The sequence below is a fragment of the Streptomyces viridochromogenes genome (assembly GCF_001270495.1).
Taxonomy (GTDB): Bacteria; Actinomycetota; Actinomycetes; order Streptomycetales; family Streptomycetaceae; genus Streptomyces; species Streptomyces viridochromogenes_A.
The window spans coordinates 24,692-42,459 of record NZ_LGUR01000219.1; the positions used below are offsets into that span (position 1 = coordinate 24,692).

Sequence of the window (17,768 nt, forward strand, 5' to 3'; positions counted from 1 at the left end):
AGTGCACGGAAGTTCCGACCTGGGGAGGACGGGCGTCGTACCGGGGTTGTACGGCGGCTAGTCGGTGGACGGCGCCGGTGACTGCTCCGGCCGCGTCTCCGTCGTCTCGCCCGACGCCGCCCTCTTGAGCGCGGCGTCGCGTCGGCGGACGTACCAGATGCCGATGAGTCCCAGCCCGCCGCCGGCGAGGCAGGTCCAGACCCACCAGGTGAGGTCGCGGTCGTCGAACCAGCTGTAGAAGGGGAGCTGGACGACGAAGAGGACGAACCACAGGATCGTGCCGCCGGTGATGGTGGCGACCACGGGGCCCTCCAGGGGCTCCGGCGCCTCGTGCTTGGGGGTCCACTTCGCCATGGGGGACAGCTTACGAGGCGATCGGATCCACGCGGATCTACGCGCGGAGATCGCCGTTCCCGGCTTTATATGTTCATACTGAAACGGTTTATGCCTGACCACTTCTCTTCGTAGGAACAGCCAAAAGCATGCCCGCATACGGCGCACTCGACCGCTACTTCAGGATCTCCGAGCGGGGCAGCACCCTGCCCCGCGAGATCCGCGGCGGTCTCGCCACCTTCTTCGCGATGGCGTACATCATCGTGCTGAACCCGATCATCCTCGGCAGCGCGAAGGACATGTACGGCCACCAGCTGGACAACGGACAGCTGGTCACCGCCACGGCCCTGACGGCGGCTTTCGCCACGCTCCTCATGGGCGTCATCGGCAACGTGCCGATCGCGCTCGCCGCCGGACTCGGTGTGAACTCGGTTGTCGCGCTCCAGCTGGCGCCCCGGATGTCCTGGCCGGACGCGATGGGCATGGTGGTCCTGGCCGGCTTCGTGGTCATGCTGCTCGTCGCCACGGGTCTGCGCGAGCGCGTCATGAACGCCGTGCCCTACAGCCTCCGCAAGGCCATCTCCATCGGTATCGGCCTGTTCATCATGCTGATCGGCCTCGTCGACTCCGGCTTCGTCTCCCGCATCCCGGACGTCGCCCAGACGACCGTGCCGCTCCAGCTCGGCGGCGACGGTCACCTCAACGGCTGGCCGGTCCTCGTCTTCGTTCTGGGCGCGCTGCTCACCCTCGCCCTCATCGTCCGCAAGGTCTCCGGCGCGATCCTCATCTCGATCGTCACCATGACCGTGGTCGCGGTCGCCATCGAGGCCGTCGCCAACGTGCCGTCCTGGGGCCTGACGACCCCGAAGTGGCCCGGCAACCCCGTCGCCAGCCCCGACTTCGGCCTGATCGGCGAGGTCAGCCTGTTCGGCGGGTTCGAGAAGGTCGGCGCGCTGACCGGCGTCCTCTTCGTCTTCACGGTCCTGCTGTCCTGCTTCTTCGACGCCATGGGCACGATCATGGGCGTCAGCGACGAGGCGAAGCTGACCGACGCCCAGGGGCAGATGCCGGGCATCAACAAGGTCCTGTTCGTCGACGGCCTCGCCGTCGCCGCGGGCGGCGCCAGCTCCTCCTCGGCCACCACCGCATTCGTGGAGTCCACGGCAGGCGTGGGCGAGGGTGCCCGTACCGGCTTCGCGAACGTCGTCACCGGCGCCCTCTTCGGCGTCGCGCTGTTCCTGACGCCCGTCGCCACCATGGTCCCGTCCCAGGCGGCCACCCCGGCCCTGCTCGCGGTCGGCTTCCTGATCCTGGCGAACTCCGTCAAGGAGATCGACTGGGCCGACTACACGGTCGCGATCCCGGCCTTCGTGACGATGGTGATGATGCCGTTCACCTACTCGATCACCAACGGCATCGGCATGGGCTTCATCACCTTCGCGGTGCTGCGGCTGGCCGCCGGGCGGGGCCGCGAGGTGCCGGTCGCGATGTACGTCGTGGCGGCGGTGTTCGGCTTCTACTACCTGATGCCGGCGCTGGGCCTCACGTAGGTCCGGGTCTCACGTGAGCCCGTAGAACTTCTCGGTCTCCTCGACCGCGGACTGGAACCGCTCGTCGAAGTCATCGCGGATGAGCGTCCGGACGACGTAGTCCTGGACGCTCATTCCTCTTTTCGCCGCATGCTCCCGGAGTCGTTCGAGCAGCTCGTGGTCTATCCGCAGGCTGAGCACGCTGGTCCCCATGGACACGAGGGTGGTGGCACTCTTCGGTGCGGTGTGTCACGTTCCGCCGTCGGATCACCCATATGAGTGATGTCTCGATTCAGTGGCCAGTGTCACGGGCATCGATGCGTGTCCTCGGCGCTTTTCGAGTGGTCCTTAGCGAGAGTAATGAGTTACTCTAAAGAACATGTCGGACCTTACCCATGGCGACGACGCTGCCGCCGTGAACTCCCTGCGCTCCGCCGTGATGCGGCTGTCGCGTCGACTCAAGCACCAGCGGGTCGACGAGTCGCTGAGCCCCACCGAGATGTCGGTGCTGGGCACCCTCTCCCTCTGCGGCAAGGCCACCCCCGGTGAGCTCGCCCGCAAGGAGCACGTCCAGCCGCCGTCGATGACCCGCATCGTCGCCCTGCTGGAGGCGAAGGGCCTGGTCCGGCTGGAGCCGCACCCCGAGGACCGGCGCCAGAAGGTCGTCACGAAGACGGAGCAGGCCGAGGCGATGCTCGAGGAGAGCCGCCGTAAGCGCAACGCCTTCCTGGCCACCCTGGTCGAGGGTCTCGACGAGGACGAGTGGGCGAAGATCCGCGCCGCCGCCCCCGTGCTGGAGAAGCTCGCACACCTGTAAGCAGCGTTCACGAGGAGGCGAACCCTTTTGAGTACGGGACCCGGAGCAGATTCCGCCCCCGCACCGACCACCCACAACTCCCCGCCCGCCCCTGAGCTCCGCAAGACCCGCAAGACCCGCAAGACCCGCAAGCCCTCGAAGCCCTCGCAGTCCTCCAAGTCCTCGATGTTCAGCTCGCTGAAGGTCAGGAACTACCGCCTCTTCTTCCTCGGCCAGGTCGTCTCCAACACCGGCACCTGGATGCAGCGCATCGCCCAGGACTGGCTGGTGCTGAGCCTCACCGGCTCCGCCACCGCCGTCGGCATCACCACGGCCCTCCAGTTCCTGCCGATGCTGCTCTTCGGCCTCTACGGCGGAGTCCTCGTCGACCGGCTGCCCAAGCGCGGCACGCTGCTCGTCACGCAGTCGGCGATGGCCCTCACCGGTATCGCGCTCGCCGTCCTCACGCTCACCGGGCACGTCCAGGTCTGGCACGTCTATCTGGCCGCCTTCGCCGTCGGCCTCGCGACCGTCGTCGACAACCCGGCCCGTCAGTCGTTCGTCTCCGAGATGGTCGGCCCGGACCAGCTGCAGAACGCGGTCAGTCTGAACTCCGCGAACTTCCAGTCGGCCCGCCTGATCGGCCCCGCCGTGGCCGGCCTGATGATCACCGGTGTCGGCACGGGCTGGGCGTTCCTCGCCAACGGCCTCTCCTTCGTCGCGCCCATCGCCGGTCTGCTGCTGATGCGGGCGCGTGAGCTGTACGCCGTCGAGCGGGCGCCGCGCGGCAAGGGCCAGCTGCGGGAGGGCCTGCGCTATGTCGCCGGACGCCCGGAGCTGATCTGGACCATCGCCCTGGCCGGGTTCGTGAGCACCTTCGGCTTCAACTTCCCCGTCTATCTGTCCGCCTTCGCCGACGACGTCTTCCACGCGGGCGCCGGCTCCTACAGCCTCTTCAACACCCTGATGGCGGTCGGCTCCCTGGCGGGCGCGCTGCTCGCGGCCCGGCGCGGTACCGCCCGGATGCGGGTGCTGATCGTGGGGGCGCTGGCCTTCGGCACGATGGAGATCGTCGCCGCGTTCGCCCCCTCGCTGTGGCTGTTCGCCCTGCTCATGGCGCCCATAGGCATGTTCGGCATGACGGTGAACGTGACGGCGAACAGCAGCATTCAGATGTCCACCGACCCGAGCATGCGGGGCCGTGTGATGGCCCTGTACATGATGGTCTTCATGGGCGGAGCCCCGCTGGGCGCGCCGATCGCCGGCTGGATCACGGACGCGTACGGCGTCCGGGCGGGGTTGGCGGTGGGCGGCGCGATCACGGCGGCCGCCGCGGTGACGATCGCCTTGGTGCTGGCCCGCGTGGGTGGCCTGAGGCTGTCGGTGGGGTGGAATCAGGGGCATCCGCGTGCTCGGTTCGTTCCTCGGGAGGAGCGGGAGGAGCAGTTGGCCACGGCTGCGTAGTCAGTCGCGGGGGAACTCGTCGACGATCTCGATCCTGTCGTCAAGGACGGTCATCGTGGCGCTCCTCCCCGCCTGCCGCCCGGACGAGTGCAGCCGCGCAGTCCCACGATACGCACGGTGACCGTGTCACGTGTGGCCATGGTCACGCGCACGTCCCGCGGCGACTAGACCCTCCGCGCCAGCACCTGCCCCGGCCAGTCCCCCGTCCCCCGGTAGGTCTCCGTGCGGACGAAGCCGTTGCTCTCGTAGAAGCGCACCAGCTTGCCGTCGCCGCCCGCGTAACAGTCCACCCGCAGCAGGGAGAGGCCCGCCCGGCGGGTCTCCTCGGCGGCGTGGGCGAGCAGGGCGCTGCCCAGGCCGTGGCCCTGGAAGCGGCGGTCGGAGGCGAGCCAGTGGATGTAGCGCTCGGGCTCGCCGGGCGGCGGGAGGTGGGAGAGGTAGGCGCCGGGCGCGCCGGTGAGGGTGAGGGTGGCTCCCGGGACGCCGTCGGCCTCGGCGATGAAGACGCTGCCCTCGTCCATGTGCCGGGTCACCGACTCCACCACCCTCGGGTTCTCCGACAGCGGCTTGGTCCCCCACTGCCCCGTGCGCCCCTGCCCGACCAGCCACTCCACACAGCTGTCGAGCATGCCGAGTATCGCGGGGATGTCGTCGTGTCCGCCGTCCCTGATGATGATCTCCATCCCGTCATGGTGCCAGGCTGGATGCCATGAGACTCTTCGCCGCCGTACTGCCGCCCGAGGACGTGACCAGTGAACTGGCCGCCGAAGTGGCCGAGTTGAGGAAGCTGCCCGGCGCGGACGGGCTGCGCTGGACCGGCCGCCCGGGTTGGCACTTCACACTGGCCTTCTACGGCGAGGTCGACGACGACCTCGTACCGGACCTGTCGGCGCGGCTGGAGCGCGCGGCCCATCGCACCGCCCCCTTCCCGCTGGCGCTGCGCGGCGGCGGCCAGTTCGGGCACGGGCGGGCGCTGTGGGCGGGCGCGGAGGGGGATCTGGCGACGCTGCGGCTGCTGGCGGACCGGAGTGAGGCGGCGGCGCGGAAGGCGGGGGTGCCGATGGGGGAGCACCGGCGGTACAAGGCCCACCTGACGGTGGCCAGGAGCCGCTCGGCGGTGGACGTACGGCCGTATGTGGCGACCCTCGACGAGTTCACGAGCCGGACCTGGACCGTGGGCGAGCTGGCGCTGGTGCGGAGCAACCTGCCGAAGTCCGGAGTGGCGGGCGAACAGCCCCGGTACGAGGTGGTCGCCCGCTGGCCGCTCGGAGGGGCCGGTTAGGCTCGGTCCCGTGGACCCGAAAACCCGGAACCGGATCATGGCCGGTGCGCTTGTGTTGATGTTCGTCCTGGTCGCGGTAGCGGCGGCGCTCGGACAGTAGGCCCGCCCCCCCCGCGCCGGTTCAGGCGAACTCGATCACCCCCGCCGGACGGCCTCGCTGACCGTCGCCGCCCGGTTCTCCGCGCCGAGCTCGCGTAGTTCGGTACGGGGTGGGTCTTGACCGGCGCCTCGGCCAGGAACGGCGTGCTCGCGATGGCCCGGTTGCTGTGCCCCTCGGTGAGCAGCCGTACGACCTCGATCTCCCGCTTGCTGAGCACCGGCCCGGGGCGCTCGACCGCGTGCCCGGCGACCCCGGCGGCGGCCTCCGGCGCCAGGGCCATGCCCCCGGCCGCCGCTGTGCGCACCGCGCGGAACAGCTCCTCGGGAGGGCCCGCCTTGACCGGCCGCCCCGCCCGGCCCAGCCGCTCCCACCGGGCCGGGCCGGTCGCGTGCATGGGCCGAAGGGGACTCGGGGGTGCCGTCAGGAACCGCCCTTACCAGGCGAAGGCCTCCGGAGACGGCCCAGGCCCCGGGAAGATCTCGTCCAGCCCCGCCAGCAACTCCTCGCCGAGCTCCAACTCGGCGGCCCGCAGGGCGGATTCGAGCTGCTCCGCCGTACGCGGGCCGACGATCGGGCCGGTCACGCCGGGACGGGTGAGCAGCCAGGCCAGGGCCGCCTCGCCGGGCTCCAGGCCGTGCTTGTCGAGCAGGTCCTCGTACGCCTGGATCTTCGCGCGTACGGCCGGGTCGGCGAGGGTGTCGGTGGCCCGCCCGGAGCTGCGCCGTCCGCCCTCGACCTCCTTCTTGATGACGCCGCCGAGCAGGCCGCCGTGCAGCGGCGACCACGGGATGACGCCGAGGCCGTACTCCTGCGCGGCCGGGATGACCTCCATCTCGGCGCGGCGCTCATAGAGGTTGTAGAGGCACTGCTCGCTGACGAGCCCGATGGTGCCGCCCCGCCGGGCGGCGATCTCGTTGGCCTGGGCGATCTTGTAGCCGGGGAAGTTGGAGGACCCGACGTACAGGATCTTCCCCTGCTGGACCAGCACGTCGATGGCCTGCCAGATCTCCTCGAAGGGAGTGGCGCGGTCGATGTGGTGGAACTGGTAGACGTCGATGTAGTCGGTCTGGAGCCGCTTGAGCGACGCGTCGACGGCCCGCCGGATGTTCACGGCCGACAGCTTGTCGTGGTTGGGCCACGCCTCGCCGTCCGCGCCCATGTTGCCGTAGACCTTGGTGGCGAGGACGACCTTCTCGCGTCGCTCGCCGCCCTTCGCGAACCAGTTGCCGATGATGCTTTCGGTACGGCCCTTGTTCTCGCCCCAGCCGTAGACGTTCGCCGTGTCGAAGAAATTGATGCCTGCGTCCAGCGCCGCGTCCATGATCGCGTGACTGTCGCCCTCGTCGGTCTGCGGACCGAAGTTCATGGTGCCGAGGACGAGCCTGCTGACCTTGAGTCCCGTGCGTCCGAGCTGCGTGTACTTCATGGTCCGCACGCTAGTCGGGTGGAGTGCGCTCTAGGCAAGCGCGTTCAGCCACGAGGGCACCTTGATCCTTGACGCTAACTGCTGGTTAGTGCTTTCCTTTGGTGAGCAGTAGCTTGAACTTTCAATATCGCCGGGAAAGAGAGCAGCATCGTGACCCCCACCACCACTGCCCGCCGGGCCGTCGTCGCCGCGTTCGCCGCGGCGGCCCTCGCCGTCCCCCTCGCCGCCGCGCCTGCGATGGCGGCCACGCCGAGCGCTGCCGCTCATCACGCCGGGTACGGCGACCAGGCGCGCCTCGCGTACCAGAAGTACGTCACTGTCCGGGTCCTGAAGGGCGTGTTCGAGCAGGGTGACACCGCGGTCGTCGACCGTTATGTCCGGCAGGACTACATCCAGCACAACCCGCTGGCGCCCGATGGCGCCGAGACGCTGAAGAACCTCGGCCAGGCCATCCATCAGCAGTTCCCGGACGCCGAGTACGGCATCAAGCGGGTCATCTCCGAGGGCGACCTGGTGCTGGTGCACTCAAACGTGGTGATGACGCCGGGCACGCGCGGACAGGCCGTCTTCGACATCTTCCGCTTCCAGGGCGGGAAGATCGCCGAGCACTGGGATGTCGGGCAGAACGTGCCGGAGGGCTCCGCCAACGGGAACGACATGTTCTCCACGGTGAGTTGGCCGCGGACGGAGGAGCCGGGGCCGGGGTGGCTGACCGCGTACAACAAGCGGCTCGTGACCAAGGCCTTCGAGCAGTTGATCGTGCGGAAGGATCTCTCGGCCCTTGACCGGTACTGGGGGGCCGAGTACCACCAGCACAACCCGAACATCGCGGACGGGGTGGCCGGCGCGAAGGCGGGGCTCGGCGGGTTCTTCGAGCAGTTCCCGCAGCTGAAAGTGACGCCGAAGCGGGTGATCGCCGAGGGCGATCTGGTCGCGGTGCACAGCCACTACGTGGCCGTGCCGGGGGAGCGGGGGCAGGCCGTGGTGGACCTGTTCCGGGTGCGGGGCGGGAAGATCGTGGAGCACTGGGATGTGCTTCAGGATGTTCCGGCCACGTCCGCGAATGACAACGGGATGTTCTAGGGCAGGGAGTTGAGGAAGGTCGTCCAGGTGGTGGGGGTTACCTGGACGGCCGGGGTGGTGGGGGTTTTTGAGTCGCGGATGTGGATCGTGGTGGGGGTGAGGGCTACTTCGAGGCACTCGCCGCCCTGGCTGCTGCTGTAGCTCGACTTGGTCCAGCTCAGAGCGACCTCTACGCACTCGCCTTCGCCGTCGCTGTAGCTGCTCTTGAACCAGACGAGGTCTGCACTCATAGCTTCCCTGCCACCTCTTCGATCAGCCTTGCCGACTCCTCGGGTGTGAGGGCCTGCGCTCGCAGAATGCCATATTTGCCGAACAGGTCGCCCACGTCGGGTTGGTCACTTACGAAGTAGCCGCCCCGGTGGCCTTCGACATAGGCAAGTTGGTGACGATCGGCCGTCTCCAGAAGGCTCATACGGCCCGCGAGCCCGGCGTGGTCCTGTCGATGGTGTGGCATCACCTGGATCTCGACGTGGCGCAACTCGCCGAACCTCAGGATGTGGTGAAGCTGCTCCTTGAGTGTGGCTGCGCCACCCAACGGGCGTGTAAGCACGGACTCTTCGAGCACATAGCTGATGGTGGGGGTGGGCTTGCGTGTAAAGAGCTGCTGGCGTTTCAGTCGGGAGGCCACACGTCTCTCGACCTCCGCATCGTCCAAGGTCGGGCAGCGGTTGGAAGTGAAGACCGCCCGGGCATAAGCCTCCGTCTGGATCGAACCGGGGATCAGATGGGTCTGGTACACATGCACCGCCGAGGCTTTCATCTCCTCCGCCAGGTAGTCCTCGGTCCACGGCCGAAGCCCACCCTTCCCGAACTCCTTCTCCGCCAGCACCAGCAGTGCACCCTGTGCACCGAGCACGTCGTCCGCGATCTCGACGAACCGCCCCTTCGGCGACCGCTCACCCCGCTCCACCATCGCCACCTGCGACTTGGAGTACCCGACGTGCTTGGCCAGGCCCTCCTGTGTCATCCCGGCCCGCTCGCGGAAGAACCTCAACAGCGCGCCGAACGACTCCGACCCTCGATCACCGGAGTGCACACCGACCTCCCCAACTGCACATCCCCGCACCACCGTTGTAAACCTCTGGTCACAGTATGTGAGCGCCCGGAACGATTTGCGGCATGAACGAGAGAATCGCCGCCCCCTGGATCCCGACCTGGATCCCCGCCACCGGCCACTCGCTCCGCCTCGCCGGTATCCACTTCGATGCCGTACGCGTCAGAGGCGCCGCAGGTGAGCGCGTCGCCTCGGAGCTGATCTCGGCCACGTACTTCGCCGCGGGGCCCGTGGTCCAGGAGTTCGTGGGCGAGCGGAGCATGTACTTCCTGTTGCCCCCGCAAACCGCGTCGGCCTTTCGCTGGCCTTCCGGAGTACGGGCGCTGACGCGCGGTGACAGCACTCTGGCGTACGTCGGTGTCCCCGCGCTGGCCGGCATGACCTGGCCGTTGGGGTGGAGGTCGGAGCCGTCGGAGAGGGTGCCGTTCGTGGCGGGGGAGTTGCTGTGGGATGTGGTGACGCAAGTGGTGGGGCGGGTGGGCGCCCGACGGTGACGTGGCCGTCAGAGCTGGTGCGCGGCCGGGTGCAGCGTCGCGAACACGGCGCGGGCGCGGGTGTCGTCCGGGGACTGCCAGGCGCCGATGACATGACCGGCGGCGTCGGAGGGGGCGATGTCCGGGTCGGTGGGCCGCAGGACCCGGTGGATACGGAGCGTCATGCCACCCGGGGCGGGAAGCTCTGTGCCGTCCTGGTCGTCGGTGGCCTTGACGAGCCCCTCCCAGGCGGGGAGGCCGTCGCCGGTGTAGGAGTGGGTGACCTCGTGGTCGGGGGTGTCGGAGAGGCTCTGGGCCTGGGCCTGGACGCGGCCCTCGAACAGGGCCAGCAACTGGGCGACCAGCACCGGGTCGTGGACGCCGTCGTAGGCCCAACGGGGTCCCAGTACGCCGTGCTCCATGGTGCCGACGAGGGCGTGTTCCGCGCCGTCGAGGGGGGCGCCTCGGTAGGTGAGCGGCACGAGGTAGTGGACCGGCTCGGGGCCGGCGGCGGAGGCGTCCGTGGCCACCATGAACTCGATTCCGACCTCGCCCTCCGGGTCGTCGAGCCGGAAACCGCCGGTCCTGCTCAACGCCGGTTCGCCGGTGCCGACGTACCAGGGGCGGGTGGGCAGCCAGGAGGCGAGCAGTTCGAGCTTGGTCGGCTTGAGGGTGGTGTTGTGGATGACGGCCATGCCGCTCAGCTTCTCATCGGTCGCGGGGGAACTCATCCGTTTTCAGGGTGAGGCCGAGGAGAGTGGTGGCCATGTCGACGTCCCCGCCGTATGTGATGGACGTGTCGCTCACGTAGTCGCCGTCCTTGGGCTGGGTGAAGAGGTGGCACTTGCCCGTGTACGGGTCGGCGATGAGATAGACGGGGACTTCGGCGAGGGCGTACGCGGTCTTCTTGGGACCGTAGTCGTTCTTGGCCGTGTCCGTGGAGATGACCTCGGCGATGAACTCGACGTCCTCGTGGCGCCAGCGGCCTTCGGCGTTCTTCTGGGCACCGTCGCGCAGCTTCGCCACGTCCGGGGCGAGGCCGTTCTTGCGACCGGGGAAGTCGATGCGGACGTCCGAGAACACCTTGACGTCCATGCCGAACGTGTCCTCCAAGGCTCGGACGATCCTGCGAATGGTCTCCCAGTGGATGTCCCGCTGCGGCGACATGTAGATGGTCCCCTCGACGATCTCGACCTTGTATCCCTCGGGGACGGGCATCTTCTCGAGCCGCTCGAACATCTCGTCGAGCCAGTACGTGTCGTCGCTCTGGGCCATCGCGATCCTGTCTTCAAGGACGGTCATCGTGGCGCTCCTCCCCGGCTGCCCCATCGACGAGTGCTACCGCGCAGTACAACGATACGCACGGTGACCTGACACGGAGAGGAAGCTCACATACCAGATCATGCGGCGCAAGGATCACACCGCGTAGGGCTCGCCCAGGTCCCACGCCTGGTACATCGCCTCCGCGAACGCCTCCGCGATCTTGTGCTCACCGCTCGCGTTCGGGTGCGTGCCGTCGTACGTGTCGAGGTGGATGTCGTACGACGGGGGCGGCGACGCCAGCAGCAGCGGGGAGCGCGGCTCGTCCAGGTCGGCGACCGCCTTCGCGAGGAGTTCGTTGAAGCGGGCGACCTCGGCCGCGAAGGCCGGCTCCGTCTCGGCGCGGACGTTCGGGATCACCGGCAGGACGGCGATCCGCACCCGGGGGTCGGCCGAGCGCGCCTCGGCCACGAAGGCCCGTACGTTCTCCGCCGTCTGCTCGGCGTTCGTGTAGAAGCCGAGGTCGATCAGGCCCAGCGCCACCAGCAGCACGTTCGCCCGGCACGTCCGCACCGCCTCGCCGATCAGCGGCGCCATGTGCAGCCAGCCCTCGCCCCAACCGGCCAGATGGGCGCGGGGGAAGGCCGGGTCGGGGTCGGCGTACTCGTACGACGTGGGGGCGTCCAGGGCCTTGTCGTAGAGCGTCTCGCGCGGGCCGACGAGGGCGAAGGGGCCGCCGTACGTCTCACGCAGGTGCTGCCACATGCGGTAGCGCCACGTGTGTTCGCCGGCGCTGCCGATGGTCTGGGAGTCGCCGACGGGCATGAACCTGAGCATCCGCTCATGATGGACGATCGCTACCTGGCGGTAGGGGCAGGCGGGGTGTGAAGCCTGACACGCCACTCCGACCACGCCACTCCGACGCGCCACGGACGTGCCACCGACCGTCACCCTCCGTCGACCCGGCCTCCGAATCACCAGGCCGGATGGCAGGCTTGGGGCATGCGCCGACCGATCGCCCTTCTCGCCGGACTCCTGCTCGCGGGTGCCTGCGCCCTGCCCGCCTCCGCCGCCGACGGGGACGGCAAGGGCACCGAGGACTTCACGATCAAGGACCCGCGCATCACCGAGTCCAGCGGCCTCGCCGCCTCGCGCCTGCACCCCGGCGTCTACTGGACGCACAACGACCAGGACGAGGGCGCCTACCTCTACGCCGTCGACAGCGCCACCGGCGAGACCGTCGCCAGGATCACCATGACCGGTGTCGGCACCCCGCGCGACGTGGAGGCGATCTCCATCGGGCCGGACAACGAGATCTGGGTCGGCGACATCGGCGACAACGACGGTGTGCAGTGGCCTTATGTCTGGATCTACCGCCTCCCCGAGCCCAAGACCCTCAAGGACCAGACGGTCCGTGCCACGCAGTACGTGGTGAAGTACTCCGACGGCAGCCGCGACGCCGAGTCCCTCGTCGTGCACCCCAGGACCGGGCGCGTCTACATCATCGACAAGCAGGAGGACGGCGGGCACCTGTACGAGGGCCCGGCCGAGCTCTCCGCCTCCGGCACGAACGTCTTCAAGCCCACCGTCCCCGTCGACATGTGGGCCACCGACGCCGCCTTCTCCCCGGACGGCAAGACGCTCGCCGTACGCGGCTACTTCGGCGGCGTCGCCTACGACTGGAACGGCGGCAGGCTCAAGCGGCTGGAGCGCATCAGCGTGCCCCTCGGCCAGGGCGAGTCCGCCAGCTACTCGACCGACGGCACCAAGCTCATGCTCGGCAGCGAGGGCGTCGGCAGCGCGGTGGTGGCCGAGGACGCGCCCGGCGACGCCGGGTCCTCCGACTCCTCCTCCGGCAGCGGCAGTTCGGCCTCGCCGGGCGACGGTGACGACGGCGGCAGGACCGGGGACCTCAAGGTCGGCGCCATCGCCGTACTCGTCGGCTGTGTGGTCGTCTTCGGGTTCCGGCGGCTGCTGCGGAGGCGATGAGCGGAGAGGGTGAGGGGACGGGACGAGGGGAGGGGATGAGGGGAGGGGATGAGGGGAGATCGCGCAGGTTCGCGAGCAGGCAAGTGGCCCTGCTGCGGGCCCTGATAGCGTCCCCCCGGCCCAGCCGGCCGATCTTGCGATCCAGCCACAAGGACCATTCCGCCCCGCATGGACAACCCACCCGCGGCACCCGACGTCGCCCAGGTGCTCAAGCACAACCGCGCGCTGCTGTACCGGCACACAGCCGCGCGCCTCGCGCTCGCCGGGGGTCTGCTCGCGGTGCCGTACGCGGCGCATCTGGTCGCGTATGACGCCGCCCTGCCGGCGTTCGCGATCCCGGCCGCCTTCTTCGTGCTGATCTTCCTGCTGCTCCGGCTGCGCCACGGCTCGCGCCTCAAGGTGTGCGAGAAGGTGTTGCGCACCTACCCGCTGGAGTACCGCACCCGGGTGTCCAAGAAGGGCTCCGAACGGAAGTACTTGGGCGATGTGCACACCGTCCGGCTCTCGGTGCGCGGGCAGCACGGTGCCCCCTCGCTGCGTGCGGTCAACGCCTCGACGGTGCGCCGCTGGCCGGCGGAGGCCGAGGCGGGCGGCGCCTGGTTCGCCGGTGACCCGGCCTTCGGCGGCGTCATGATCGTGCCGGCGGGCAACGCCATGCTCTTCCTGCAGCCCGCGCCTTGGGCGAAGTACGAGGAGGAGCGCGCACAGGCCGGCCGGCAGCGCACCCTCCTCGCCGAACAGGCCGGTATCTCCCGGCTGTTGGAGAAGGAACCGAACATCATGGTGGGCGGATGAAGCGCGTTCTCGGCTGGGTGAGCGGTGTCCTCCTCGCCCTCGTCATGGCCTTCTGGTGCGTCACCGCGACCGCCGACATGGCCCTGTCCGCCGGTATCTACGGCACCCCGGGCACGTACAAGGTGGAGCGCTGCTACGACACCGACCTGAGCGGCAAGCACTCCGACTACGACTGCCACGGGGACTTCACGCCCGACAGGAAGACCGCCGCGGACGCCGACTACGTGCCCCTTGAGGACACCGGACGCGACTACCCGGACGGCACGGAGTTCGACGCGCGGCAAGGTATCGAGCCGGAGACGCTCCAGCGGGTCGGGTTCTGGGGAGTCGTCGGCGAGCTCTGGCAGGTCTCGATCTGCGTGGCCGTCCTCGCGGTCCTCGCGTACCAGGCGATCAAGCCGCGCGGGGCGGACCGACGCCGCGAGGACCACCGCCGGGAGCCCTCGCGGCGCCAGAAGGCGGCCGACCGGGTGGGGTACGCCGTCCTGGTCGCCGTCCCCGTGGGGCTGCTGAGCTGGATCGCCATGGTCGCGGAGCCGACACCGTAGGTGGGTAAGCACGCGCGAACGGACCGGAGCAGATGCAGGTTGCGAGCCGTGCGGTGATTCGAGACCTCTACAACGTTAGGCCGCGGCCTGCGGAAGGCACCACGGAAATTCTGTGTCCAGCCCGAGCGTGTTGCCGGATGCAGCGTCAGGTCCAACGGCGGCCGACTCCAATGGGAACGCCACGCCGCACGTCAAGAAGAGGTTCAACGCCGTCGAGGCCACCGCGCACTAAGCCAGCAGGATCGGCGACAGCCGGCGTCCCGGCCGAGAAGGACCGCACCCCGGCATGGTCACCGCGTGCCGGTGGAATTCCTGACTGACGAGCAGGCCGTTGCCGTTTCAACCCCGGACCGCCGTATCGACGCGGCGTTCGCGACGCCGGGTGGCGAGGTCCTCGGCTGCGGCATCCCCACTGATCTCCCGGAGGCAATCCTCAGGGCCGCCGGCGACCATCTGCCGGTGCCGGCGGCCCTGCGGGTCCCGGCCTCGGGATAGCGGCCTACGGGCGCTGCTTCACCCGGTCGACGATCCCCCAGTCCACGACGTGCGACAGCTGGATGTACTTCTTCTTCCCGGAAGCCGAGATCCGCTCGTCGCGGAAGCCCAGGAATTCATACGACGCCGGGTCGAAGATCAGGTACTTGTACCCGCGCTCGGTATGGGCGATCCCCACCCCGGTCCGCCCGGCGGAGTCCTTCACTCCCGGGATCGTCTTGACGCCGGGCACAAGGGCCAGCGCCTCGTACGCCGCGGGGCGCAGTCCCTGGGGCAGCACCGGGTTCTTCAGGAGCTCGCCGAGCAGCCAGTAGGCCTCGAACCGCTCGAGCTTGTCGAGATCGCTGATCGACCGGTCGTCGGACCCGCCGAGGGAGCCGGAGATGATGGTCGAGATGAGCTTCTGCGGGTCTTGGGGCAGCTTCTTCAGCTCGCTCCACTTCCGGGGTGGCCACACCCCGCCGCCCTTCCCCGCCGGCTCCTCCCACATCTCGCGGCCCAGTTCCATGGTCAAGGAGGGCTTGGAGACGTCCACCGAGTCCCACATCTCGTCGGTGTAGGTCTTGACCTTGCCGGTCTTCTGCTCCGTCTCCTTGATGATCCGCTTCGAGTAGATGAACTGGTCGTCGCGGGGTGCCACCGGCTCCTTCTCCTGCTCGCGCTCCCACGCCGCCGCCCCGTTCAGCACCGTCGCGGCGGCGTTCTCCACCCGCGGGGTGCTCGTGCCCGGTGCGCCGTCCTCGCCGGAGCCGTCCGTGCCGATCAGCACCGCCGTCCCCGTAACCGCCGTGGCGACCACCGCGGACGCCGCGAGGCGCAGTGCGTGGCGGCGACTGGGGCCGGTGCCGGTGCCGGTGCGCTGGTCCGCGTGGGCCATCGCGTTGAGCAGCTGGTGCCGGGCCCGGTCCCGGGCCGGACCGGTGAGCGGGGCCGCGTCCGCGTCCCACTCCCTCAAGAGTTCGAGTTCGTCACTCATGGTCGGATGCCTCTCGCAGTGCCGTCGGATTGGATCCGCCCAATGCTTCGCGCAGCTTGCCGCGAGCCCGGTGCAGCCGTGATCTGACCGTGCCCACGGGGATACCGAGGGCCTGGGCCGCCTCCTCGTAGCCGAGATCACCCCAGGCCACCAGCAGCAGCACGTCCCGGTGCCGAGCGGGCAGCGCGGCCAGCGCCGCCGCCAGCTCGCGGCGTACGGCCCGCGCCACCACCCGGTCCGCGGCCCGGTCGGCCAGCGGCTCGTCGTGGTCGGCGAGGGCCGGGACCCGGGCCATGGCCTTGAACCGGCGGGCCTCAGCCCGCCGATGCCGGCCGACCAAGTTGGTCGCTATGCCAAACAGCCAGGGCCGGGCGTCGGCGCCCGCGCCGCGGGCCGGGTCGTAGCGATGCCGCTGCTGGAATGCGGTGGTGAAGGTCTCCGCCACGAGGTCATCGGCGACCTCGCCGCCGAGGCGGCGGGCCGCATAGCGGTGCACGGCGTCGGCGTGCCGGTCGAAGAGCGCGGCGAACGCCTCGGGCTCATCCCGGGACCGCGCGATCACTGAGGCGTCGCTCTCCGCATCGGCACGCGCGGTGCCGATGCCGACGCCTGGTCCGACGGTCATCGGGGCTCCTCTCGTCCAAGGGACGATGCTCGAATACTTGGGCTTTCACCTGTCCTTCGCCCATCGCGCCGAAGCGGTTCCCTCAGACCCCCTCGGCGACACCGTGGTCTGCGGCCACACCCACATGCCGTTCGTCCGCCTCGCCCACGGCCGGCTCGTGATCAACCCCGGCAGCATCGGCATGCCCTACGGACGGACCGGAGCGCACTGGGCCCTGCTGGGGCCGGGCGTCGAACTCCGCACCACGCACGATATCGAGGCCGCAGCCACCCAACTCGGCCAGGACTCGTCCTATCCCGACATCACCGAATGGGCCGGCTACTTCCTGCACGCTCGCGCGACCGACGCCGACGCCCTCGCAGCCTTCGCTCCACGGGACGGACGCGACCACAGTTCGTGACACTCGCGCCCCATCCACGACAGCGGGCAGCCGAACGAACACCGACTACACGATCAACGACGCCTACCAACGAGCCGCCAGCCCCGCCGGGCACGGAATAAGCCAGCAGGATCGTCGCCAGCCGCAAACTGCAAGCTGTTGAGCCGGTTTCGGCCCGGCGGTCAGCGGGTGTGGCGGACCGGCGGCGGCTCGTCGCCGTCGCGCATCGGCTCACCGCCCACCGGGGGCAACAGGTTCGCGTCGAGGCGGAGGACCACACCCGTGTCAGGCTCAGCCTTGCCGGGCATGAGGTGCCGCCGGAGCCGTCGACGGCTCGGCCTTAGGTCTGTTCCTCCGCCTGTTCCTCCGCCGCGCGCCGGGCGACGAAGACCTCCAGGCCGTCCAGGATCCGCTGCAGGCCGAACTCGAAGTGGTCGAAGTCGGGGCCCCAGGTGTCCTCGTCGAGGGTCGCGAGGAGCGGGTAGCGGCCGGAGGCCATGATCTTCTCCAGCATCGGCGTCTGCGCCTGCCAGAACTCCGTGTCCGTCAGGCCCGTCCGGCGCTCCGCCTCCTGCGCGTACAGCTGGGTGCGCGCGGCCCCGACGACGTACCCGTCGATCATGATGATCGCCGAGACCAGCTCGGGGTCGGTCAGGCCCATCGGCTTGATGCGGTCGAGCACCTTCTCCATGCCGTCGAGGGCGCTCGGGCCCAGGATCGGGCGGGACTGGTTGACCTGGAGCAGCCAGGGATGGCGGCGGTAGAGGTCGAGGGTCGCGCGGCCCAGGGCTTCCAGCGCCGAGCGCCAGCTGCCGTCGCCGAGGTCGGCCGGGTTCTCGGAGGGACGTTGGACGCGGTCCAGCATGAGGTCGAGCAGCTCGGCCTTGCCGGGGAGGTAGCGGTAGAGCGACATCGTGCCGGTGCCCAGCTCCGCGGCGACCCGGCGCATGGACAGTGACTCCAGCCCCTCGGTGTCCGCGACGCGGACGGCCGCTTCCACGATCTGGTCCAGCGTCAGGGCCGGCTTGGGTCCGCGACTGGGCCGCCGGCCCGTCTCCCACAGGAGCTCCAGGGTGCGGACGATATCGCCGCTGCCGCTGGTCTCCGTACCGCTGGTACCGCCCTTGCCGCTCGTCATGCACTTCAGCTTAAGTCCTTCCA

The 17,768-nt window shown here is 69.5% G+C and carries 23 protein-coding genes and 2 pseudogenes; 11 read left to right on the top strand and 14 right to left on the bottom strand.

Features of this window, described 5'->3' with window-relative positions; all coding sequences use genetic code 11:
* Nucleotides 1–57: 57 nt before the first annotated feature.
* A complete protein-coding gene (locus tag ADK36_RS29835; RefSeq protein WP_048581215.1) occupies nucleotides 58–354 on the bottom strand; it encodes a DUF2530 domain-containing protein in 297 nt (98 codons plus the stop codon).
* A 128-nt stretch (nucleotides 355–482) separates the two neighbouring features.
* Here ADK36_RS29835 and ADK36_RS29840 point away from each other — a divergent pair, with 128 nt between their 5' ends.
* Entirely contained in the window at nucleotides 483–1,883 is a 1,401-nt protein-coding gene (locus ADK36_RS29840) for an NCS2 family permease (protein WP_048581216.1), read from the top strand.
* Between the two features lie 9 nt (nucleotides 1,884–1,892).
* Here ADK36_RS29840 and ADK36_RS29845 read toward each other — a convergent pair whose 3' ends face one another.
* Nucleotides 1,893–2,075, bottom strand: a complete 183-nt coding sequence (locus ADK36_RS29845; protein WP_048581217.1) for a ribbon-helix-helix protein, CopG family — start codon at nucleotides 2,073–2,075, stop codon at nucleotides 1,893–1,895.
* A 166-nt stretch (nucleotides 2,076–2,241) separates the two neighbouring features.
* Here ADK36_RS29845 and ADK36_RS29850 point away from each other — a divergent pair, with 166 nt between their 5' ends.
* Both ADK36_RS29850 and ADK36_RS29855 read left to right on the top strand, forming a co-directional pair.
* Nucleotides 2,242–2,679 carry a MarR family winged helix-turn-helix transcriptional regulator gene (locus ADK36_RS29850; RefSeq protein ID WP_048581218.1) on the top strand — a complete coding sequence of 146 codons (438 nt, stop codon included), beginning with the start codon at nucleotides 2,242–2,244 and terminating at the stop codon, nucleotides 2,677–2,679.
* Between the two features lie 27 nt (nucleotides 2,680–2,706).
* Nucleotides 2,707–4,122: an MFS transporter gene (locus tag ADK36_RS29855; protein ID WP_107086927.1), complete on the top strand. Its 1,416-nt coding sequence runs from the start codon at nucleotides 2,707–2,709 to the stop codon at nucleotides 4,120–4,122.
* 164 nt (nucleotides 4,123–4,286) lie between these two features.
* On the opposite strand, the gene ADK36_RS29860 is transcribed toward ADK36_RS29855, so the two are convergent.
* Nucleotides 4,287–4,805: a GNAT family N-acetyltransferase gene (locus ADK36_RS29860; protein ID WP_053199663.1), complete on the bottom strand. Its 519-nt coding sequence runs from the start codon at nucleotides 4,803–4,805 to the stop codon at nucleotides 4,287–4,289.
* 26 nt (nucleotides 4,806–4,831) lie between these two features.
* On the opposite strand from ADK36_RS29860, the gene thpR reads away from it, so the two are divergent.
* Nucleotides 4,832–5,404 carry an RNA 2',3'-cyclic phosphodiesterase gene (thpR, locus tag ADK36_RS29865; protein ID WP_048581220.1) on the top strand — a complete coding sequence of 191 codons (573 nt, stop codon included), beginning with the start codon at nucleotides 4,832–4,834 and terminating at the stop codon, nucleotides 5,402–5,404.
* Between the two features lie 35 nt (nucleotides 5,405–5,439).
* On the opposite strand, the gene ADK36_RS46900 is transcribed toward thpR, so the two are convergent.
* Nucleotides 5,440–5,898 (bottom strand): LuxR C-terminal-related transcriptional regulator, encoded by a 459-nt coding sequence (locus ADK36_RS46900; RefSeq protein WP_234329925.1) that lies wholly within the window; start codon nucleotides 5,896–5,898, stop codon nucleotides 5,440–5,442.
* Between the two features lie 39 nt (nucleotides 5,899–5,937).
* Nucleotides 5,938–6,930: an aldo/keto reductase gene (locus ADK36_RS29870; RefSeq protein ID WP_048581221.1), complete on the bottom strand. Its 993-nt coding sequence runs from the start codon at nucleotides 6,928–6,930 to the stop codon at nucleotides 5,938–5,940.
* Nucleotides 6,931–7,080: 150 nt separating this feature from the next.
* Between ADK36_RS29870 and ADK36_RS29875 the strand changes: the two genes are divergently transcribed.
* Entirely contained in the window at nucleotides 7,081–8,013 is a 933-nt protein-coding gene (locus ADK36_RS29875; protein WP_048581222.1) for a nuclear transport factor 2 family protein, read from the top strand.
* Here the strand turns inward: ADK36_RS29875 and ADK36_RS29880 are convergent.
* Together ADK36_RS29880 and ADK36_RS29885 are read right to left on the bottom strand one after the other, a co-directional pair.
* Nucleotides 8,010–8,243: a DUF397 domain-containing protein gene (locus ADK36_RS29880; protein ID WP_048581223.1), complete on the bottom strand. Its 234-nt coding sequence runs from the start codon at nucleotides 8,241–8,243 to the stop codon at nucleotides 8,010–8,012. The two genes, ADK36_RS29875 and ADK36_RS29880, sit on opposite strands and share 4 nt — an antisense overlap.
* The gene (locus tag ADK36_RS29885) at nucleotides 8,240–9,049 is read right to left on the bottom strand and encodes a helix-turn-helix domain-containing protein (RefSeq protein WP_048581224.1); all 810 of its coding nucleotides are present in this window, start codon (nucleotides 9,047–9,049) and stop codon (nucleotides 8,240–8,242) included. Before ADK36_RS29885 ends, ADK36_RS29880 begins: the two co-directional genes overlap by 4 nt.
* Nucleotides 9,050–9,132: 83 nt before the next feature.
* Here ADK36_RS29885 and ADK36_RS29890 point away from each other — a divergent pair, with 83 nt between their 5' ends.
* Complete coding sequence (locus ADK36_RS29890; RefSeq protein ID WP_048581225.1) at nucleotides 9,133–9,561, top strand: hypothetical protein; 429 nt, start codon at nucleotides 9,133–9,135, stop codon at nucleotides 9,559–9,561.
* Between the two features lie 8 nt (nucleotides 9,562–9,569).
* Here ADK36_RS29890 and ADK36_RS29895 read toward each other — a convergent pair whose 3' ends face one another.
* From ADK36_RS29895 to ADK36_RS29905, 3 genes are all read right to left on the bottom strand, one after another.
* The gene (locus ADK36_RS29895) at nucleotides 9,570–10,235 is read right to left on the bottom strand and encodes a maltokinase N-terminal cap-like domain-containing protein (RefSeq protein ID WP_048581338.1); all 666 of its coding nucleotides are present in this window, start codon (nucleotides 10,233–10,235) and stop codon (nucleotides 9,570–9,572) included.
* A 13-nt stretch (nucleotides 10,236–10,248) separates the two neighbouring features.
* Entirely contained in the window at nucleotides 10,249–10,842 is a 594-nt protein-coding gene (locus tag ADK36_RS29900; protein WP_048581226.1) for a Uma2 family endonuclease, read from the bottom strand.
* Between the two features lie 114 nt (nucleotides 10,843–10,956).
* Nucleotides 10,957–11,637: an SGNH/GDSL hydrolase family protein gene (locus tag ADK36_RS29905; RefSeq protein ID WP_048581227.1), complete on the bottom strand. Its 681-nt coding sequence runs from the start codon at nucleotides 11,635–11,637 to the stop codon at nucleotides 10,957–10,959.
* A 165-nt stretch (nucleotides 11,638–11,802) separates the two neighbouring features.
* On the opposite strand from ADK36_RS29905, the gene ADK36_RS29910 reads away from it, so the two are divergent.
* The 4 genes and pseudogenes from ADK36_RS29910 to ADK36_RS29925 form a co-directional block, all read left to right on the top strand.
* The gene (locus tag ADK36_RS29910; RefSeq protein ID WP_048581228.1) at nucleotides 11,803–12,789 is read left to right on the top strand and encodes a WD40 repeat domain-containing protein; all 987 of its coding nucleotides are present in this window, start codon (nucleotides 11,803–11,805) and stop codon (nucleotides 12,787–12,789) included.
* A 168-nt stretch (nucleotides 12,790–12,957) separates the two neighbouring features.
* The gene (locus ADK36_RS29915) at nucleotides 12,958–13,584 is read left to right on the top strand and encodes a hypothetical protein (RefSeq protein ID WP_048581229.1); all 627 of its coding nucleotides are present in this window, start codon (nucleotides 12,958–12,960) and stop codon (nucleotides 13,582–13,584) included.
* A complete protein-coding gene (locus ADK36_RS29920; RefSeq protein ID WP_048581230.1) occupies nucleotides 13,581–14,132 on the top strand; it encodes a hypothetical protein in 552 nt (183 codons plus the stop codon). The genes ADK36_RS29915 and ADK36_RS29920 overlap by 4 nt, the downstream gene beginning before the upstream one ends.
* A 345-nt stretch (nucleotides 14,133–14,477) precedes the next feature.
* A pseudogene (locus ADK36_RS29925) lies at nucleotides 14,478–14,627 on the top strand (endonuclease/exonuclease/phosphatase family protein); the annotation flags it as partial.
* A 4-nt stretch (nucleotides 14,628–14,631) separates the two neighbouring features.
* On the opposite strand, the gene ADK36_RS29930 reads toward ADK36_RS29925, so the two are convergent.
* Entirely contained in the window at nucleotides 14,632–15,603 is a 972-nt protein-coding gene (locus ADK36_RS29930) for a CU044_5270 family protein (RefSeq protein WP_048581232.1), read from the bottom strand.
* Nucleotides 15,596–16,228: an RNA polymerase sigma factor gene (locus tag ADK36_RS29935; protein ID WP_048581233.1), complete on the bottom strand. Its 633-nt coding sequence runs from the start codon at nucleotides 16,226–16,228 to the stop codon at nucleotides 15,596–15,598. The genes ADK36_RS29930 and ADK36_RS29935 overlap by 8 nt, the downstream gene beginning before the upstream one ends.
* A 100-nt stretch (nucleotides 16,229–16,328) precedes the next feature.
* Between ADK36_RS29935 and ADK36_RS29940 the strand changes: the two are divergent.
* Nucleotides 16,329–16,628, top strand: a pseudogene (locus tag ADK36_RS29940) (metallophosphoesterase family protein); the annotation flags it as partial.
* A gap of 161 nt (nucleotides 16,629–16,789) precedes the next feature.
* Here ADK36_RS29940 and ADK36_RS51050 read toward each other — a convergent pair.
* A complete protein-coding gene (locus ADK36_RS51050) occupies nucleotides 16,790–16,915 on the bottom strand; it encodes a hypothetical protein (RefSeq protein WP_267887426.1) in 126 nt (41 codons plus the stop codon).
* 32 nt (nucleotides 16,916–16,947) lie between these two features.
* On the bottom strand, nucleotides 16,948–17,745 hold the full coding sequence (locus ADK36_RS29945) for a TetR/AcrR family transcriptional regulator (RefSeq protein ID WP_048581234.1): 798 nt from the start codon (nucleotides 17,743–17,745) through the stop codon (nucleotides 16,948–16,950).
* Between the last annotated feature and the right edge of the window lie 23 nt (nucleotides 17,746–17,768).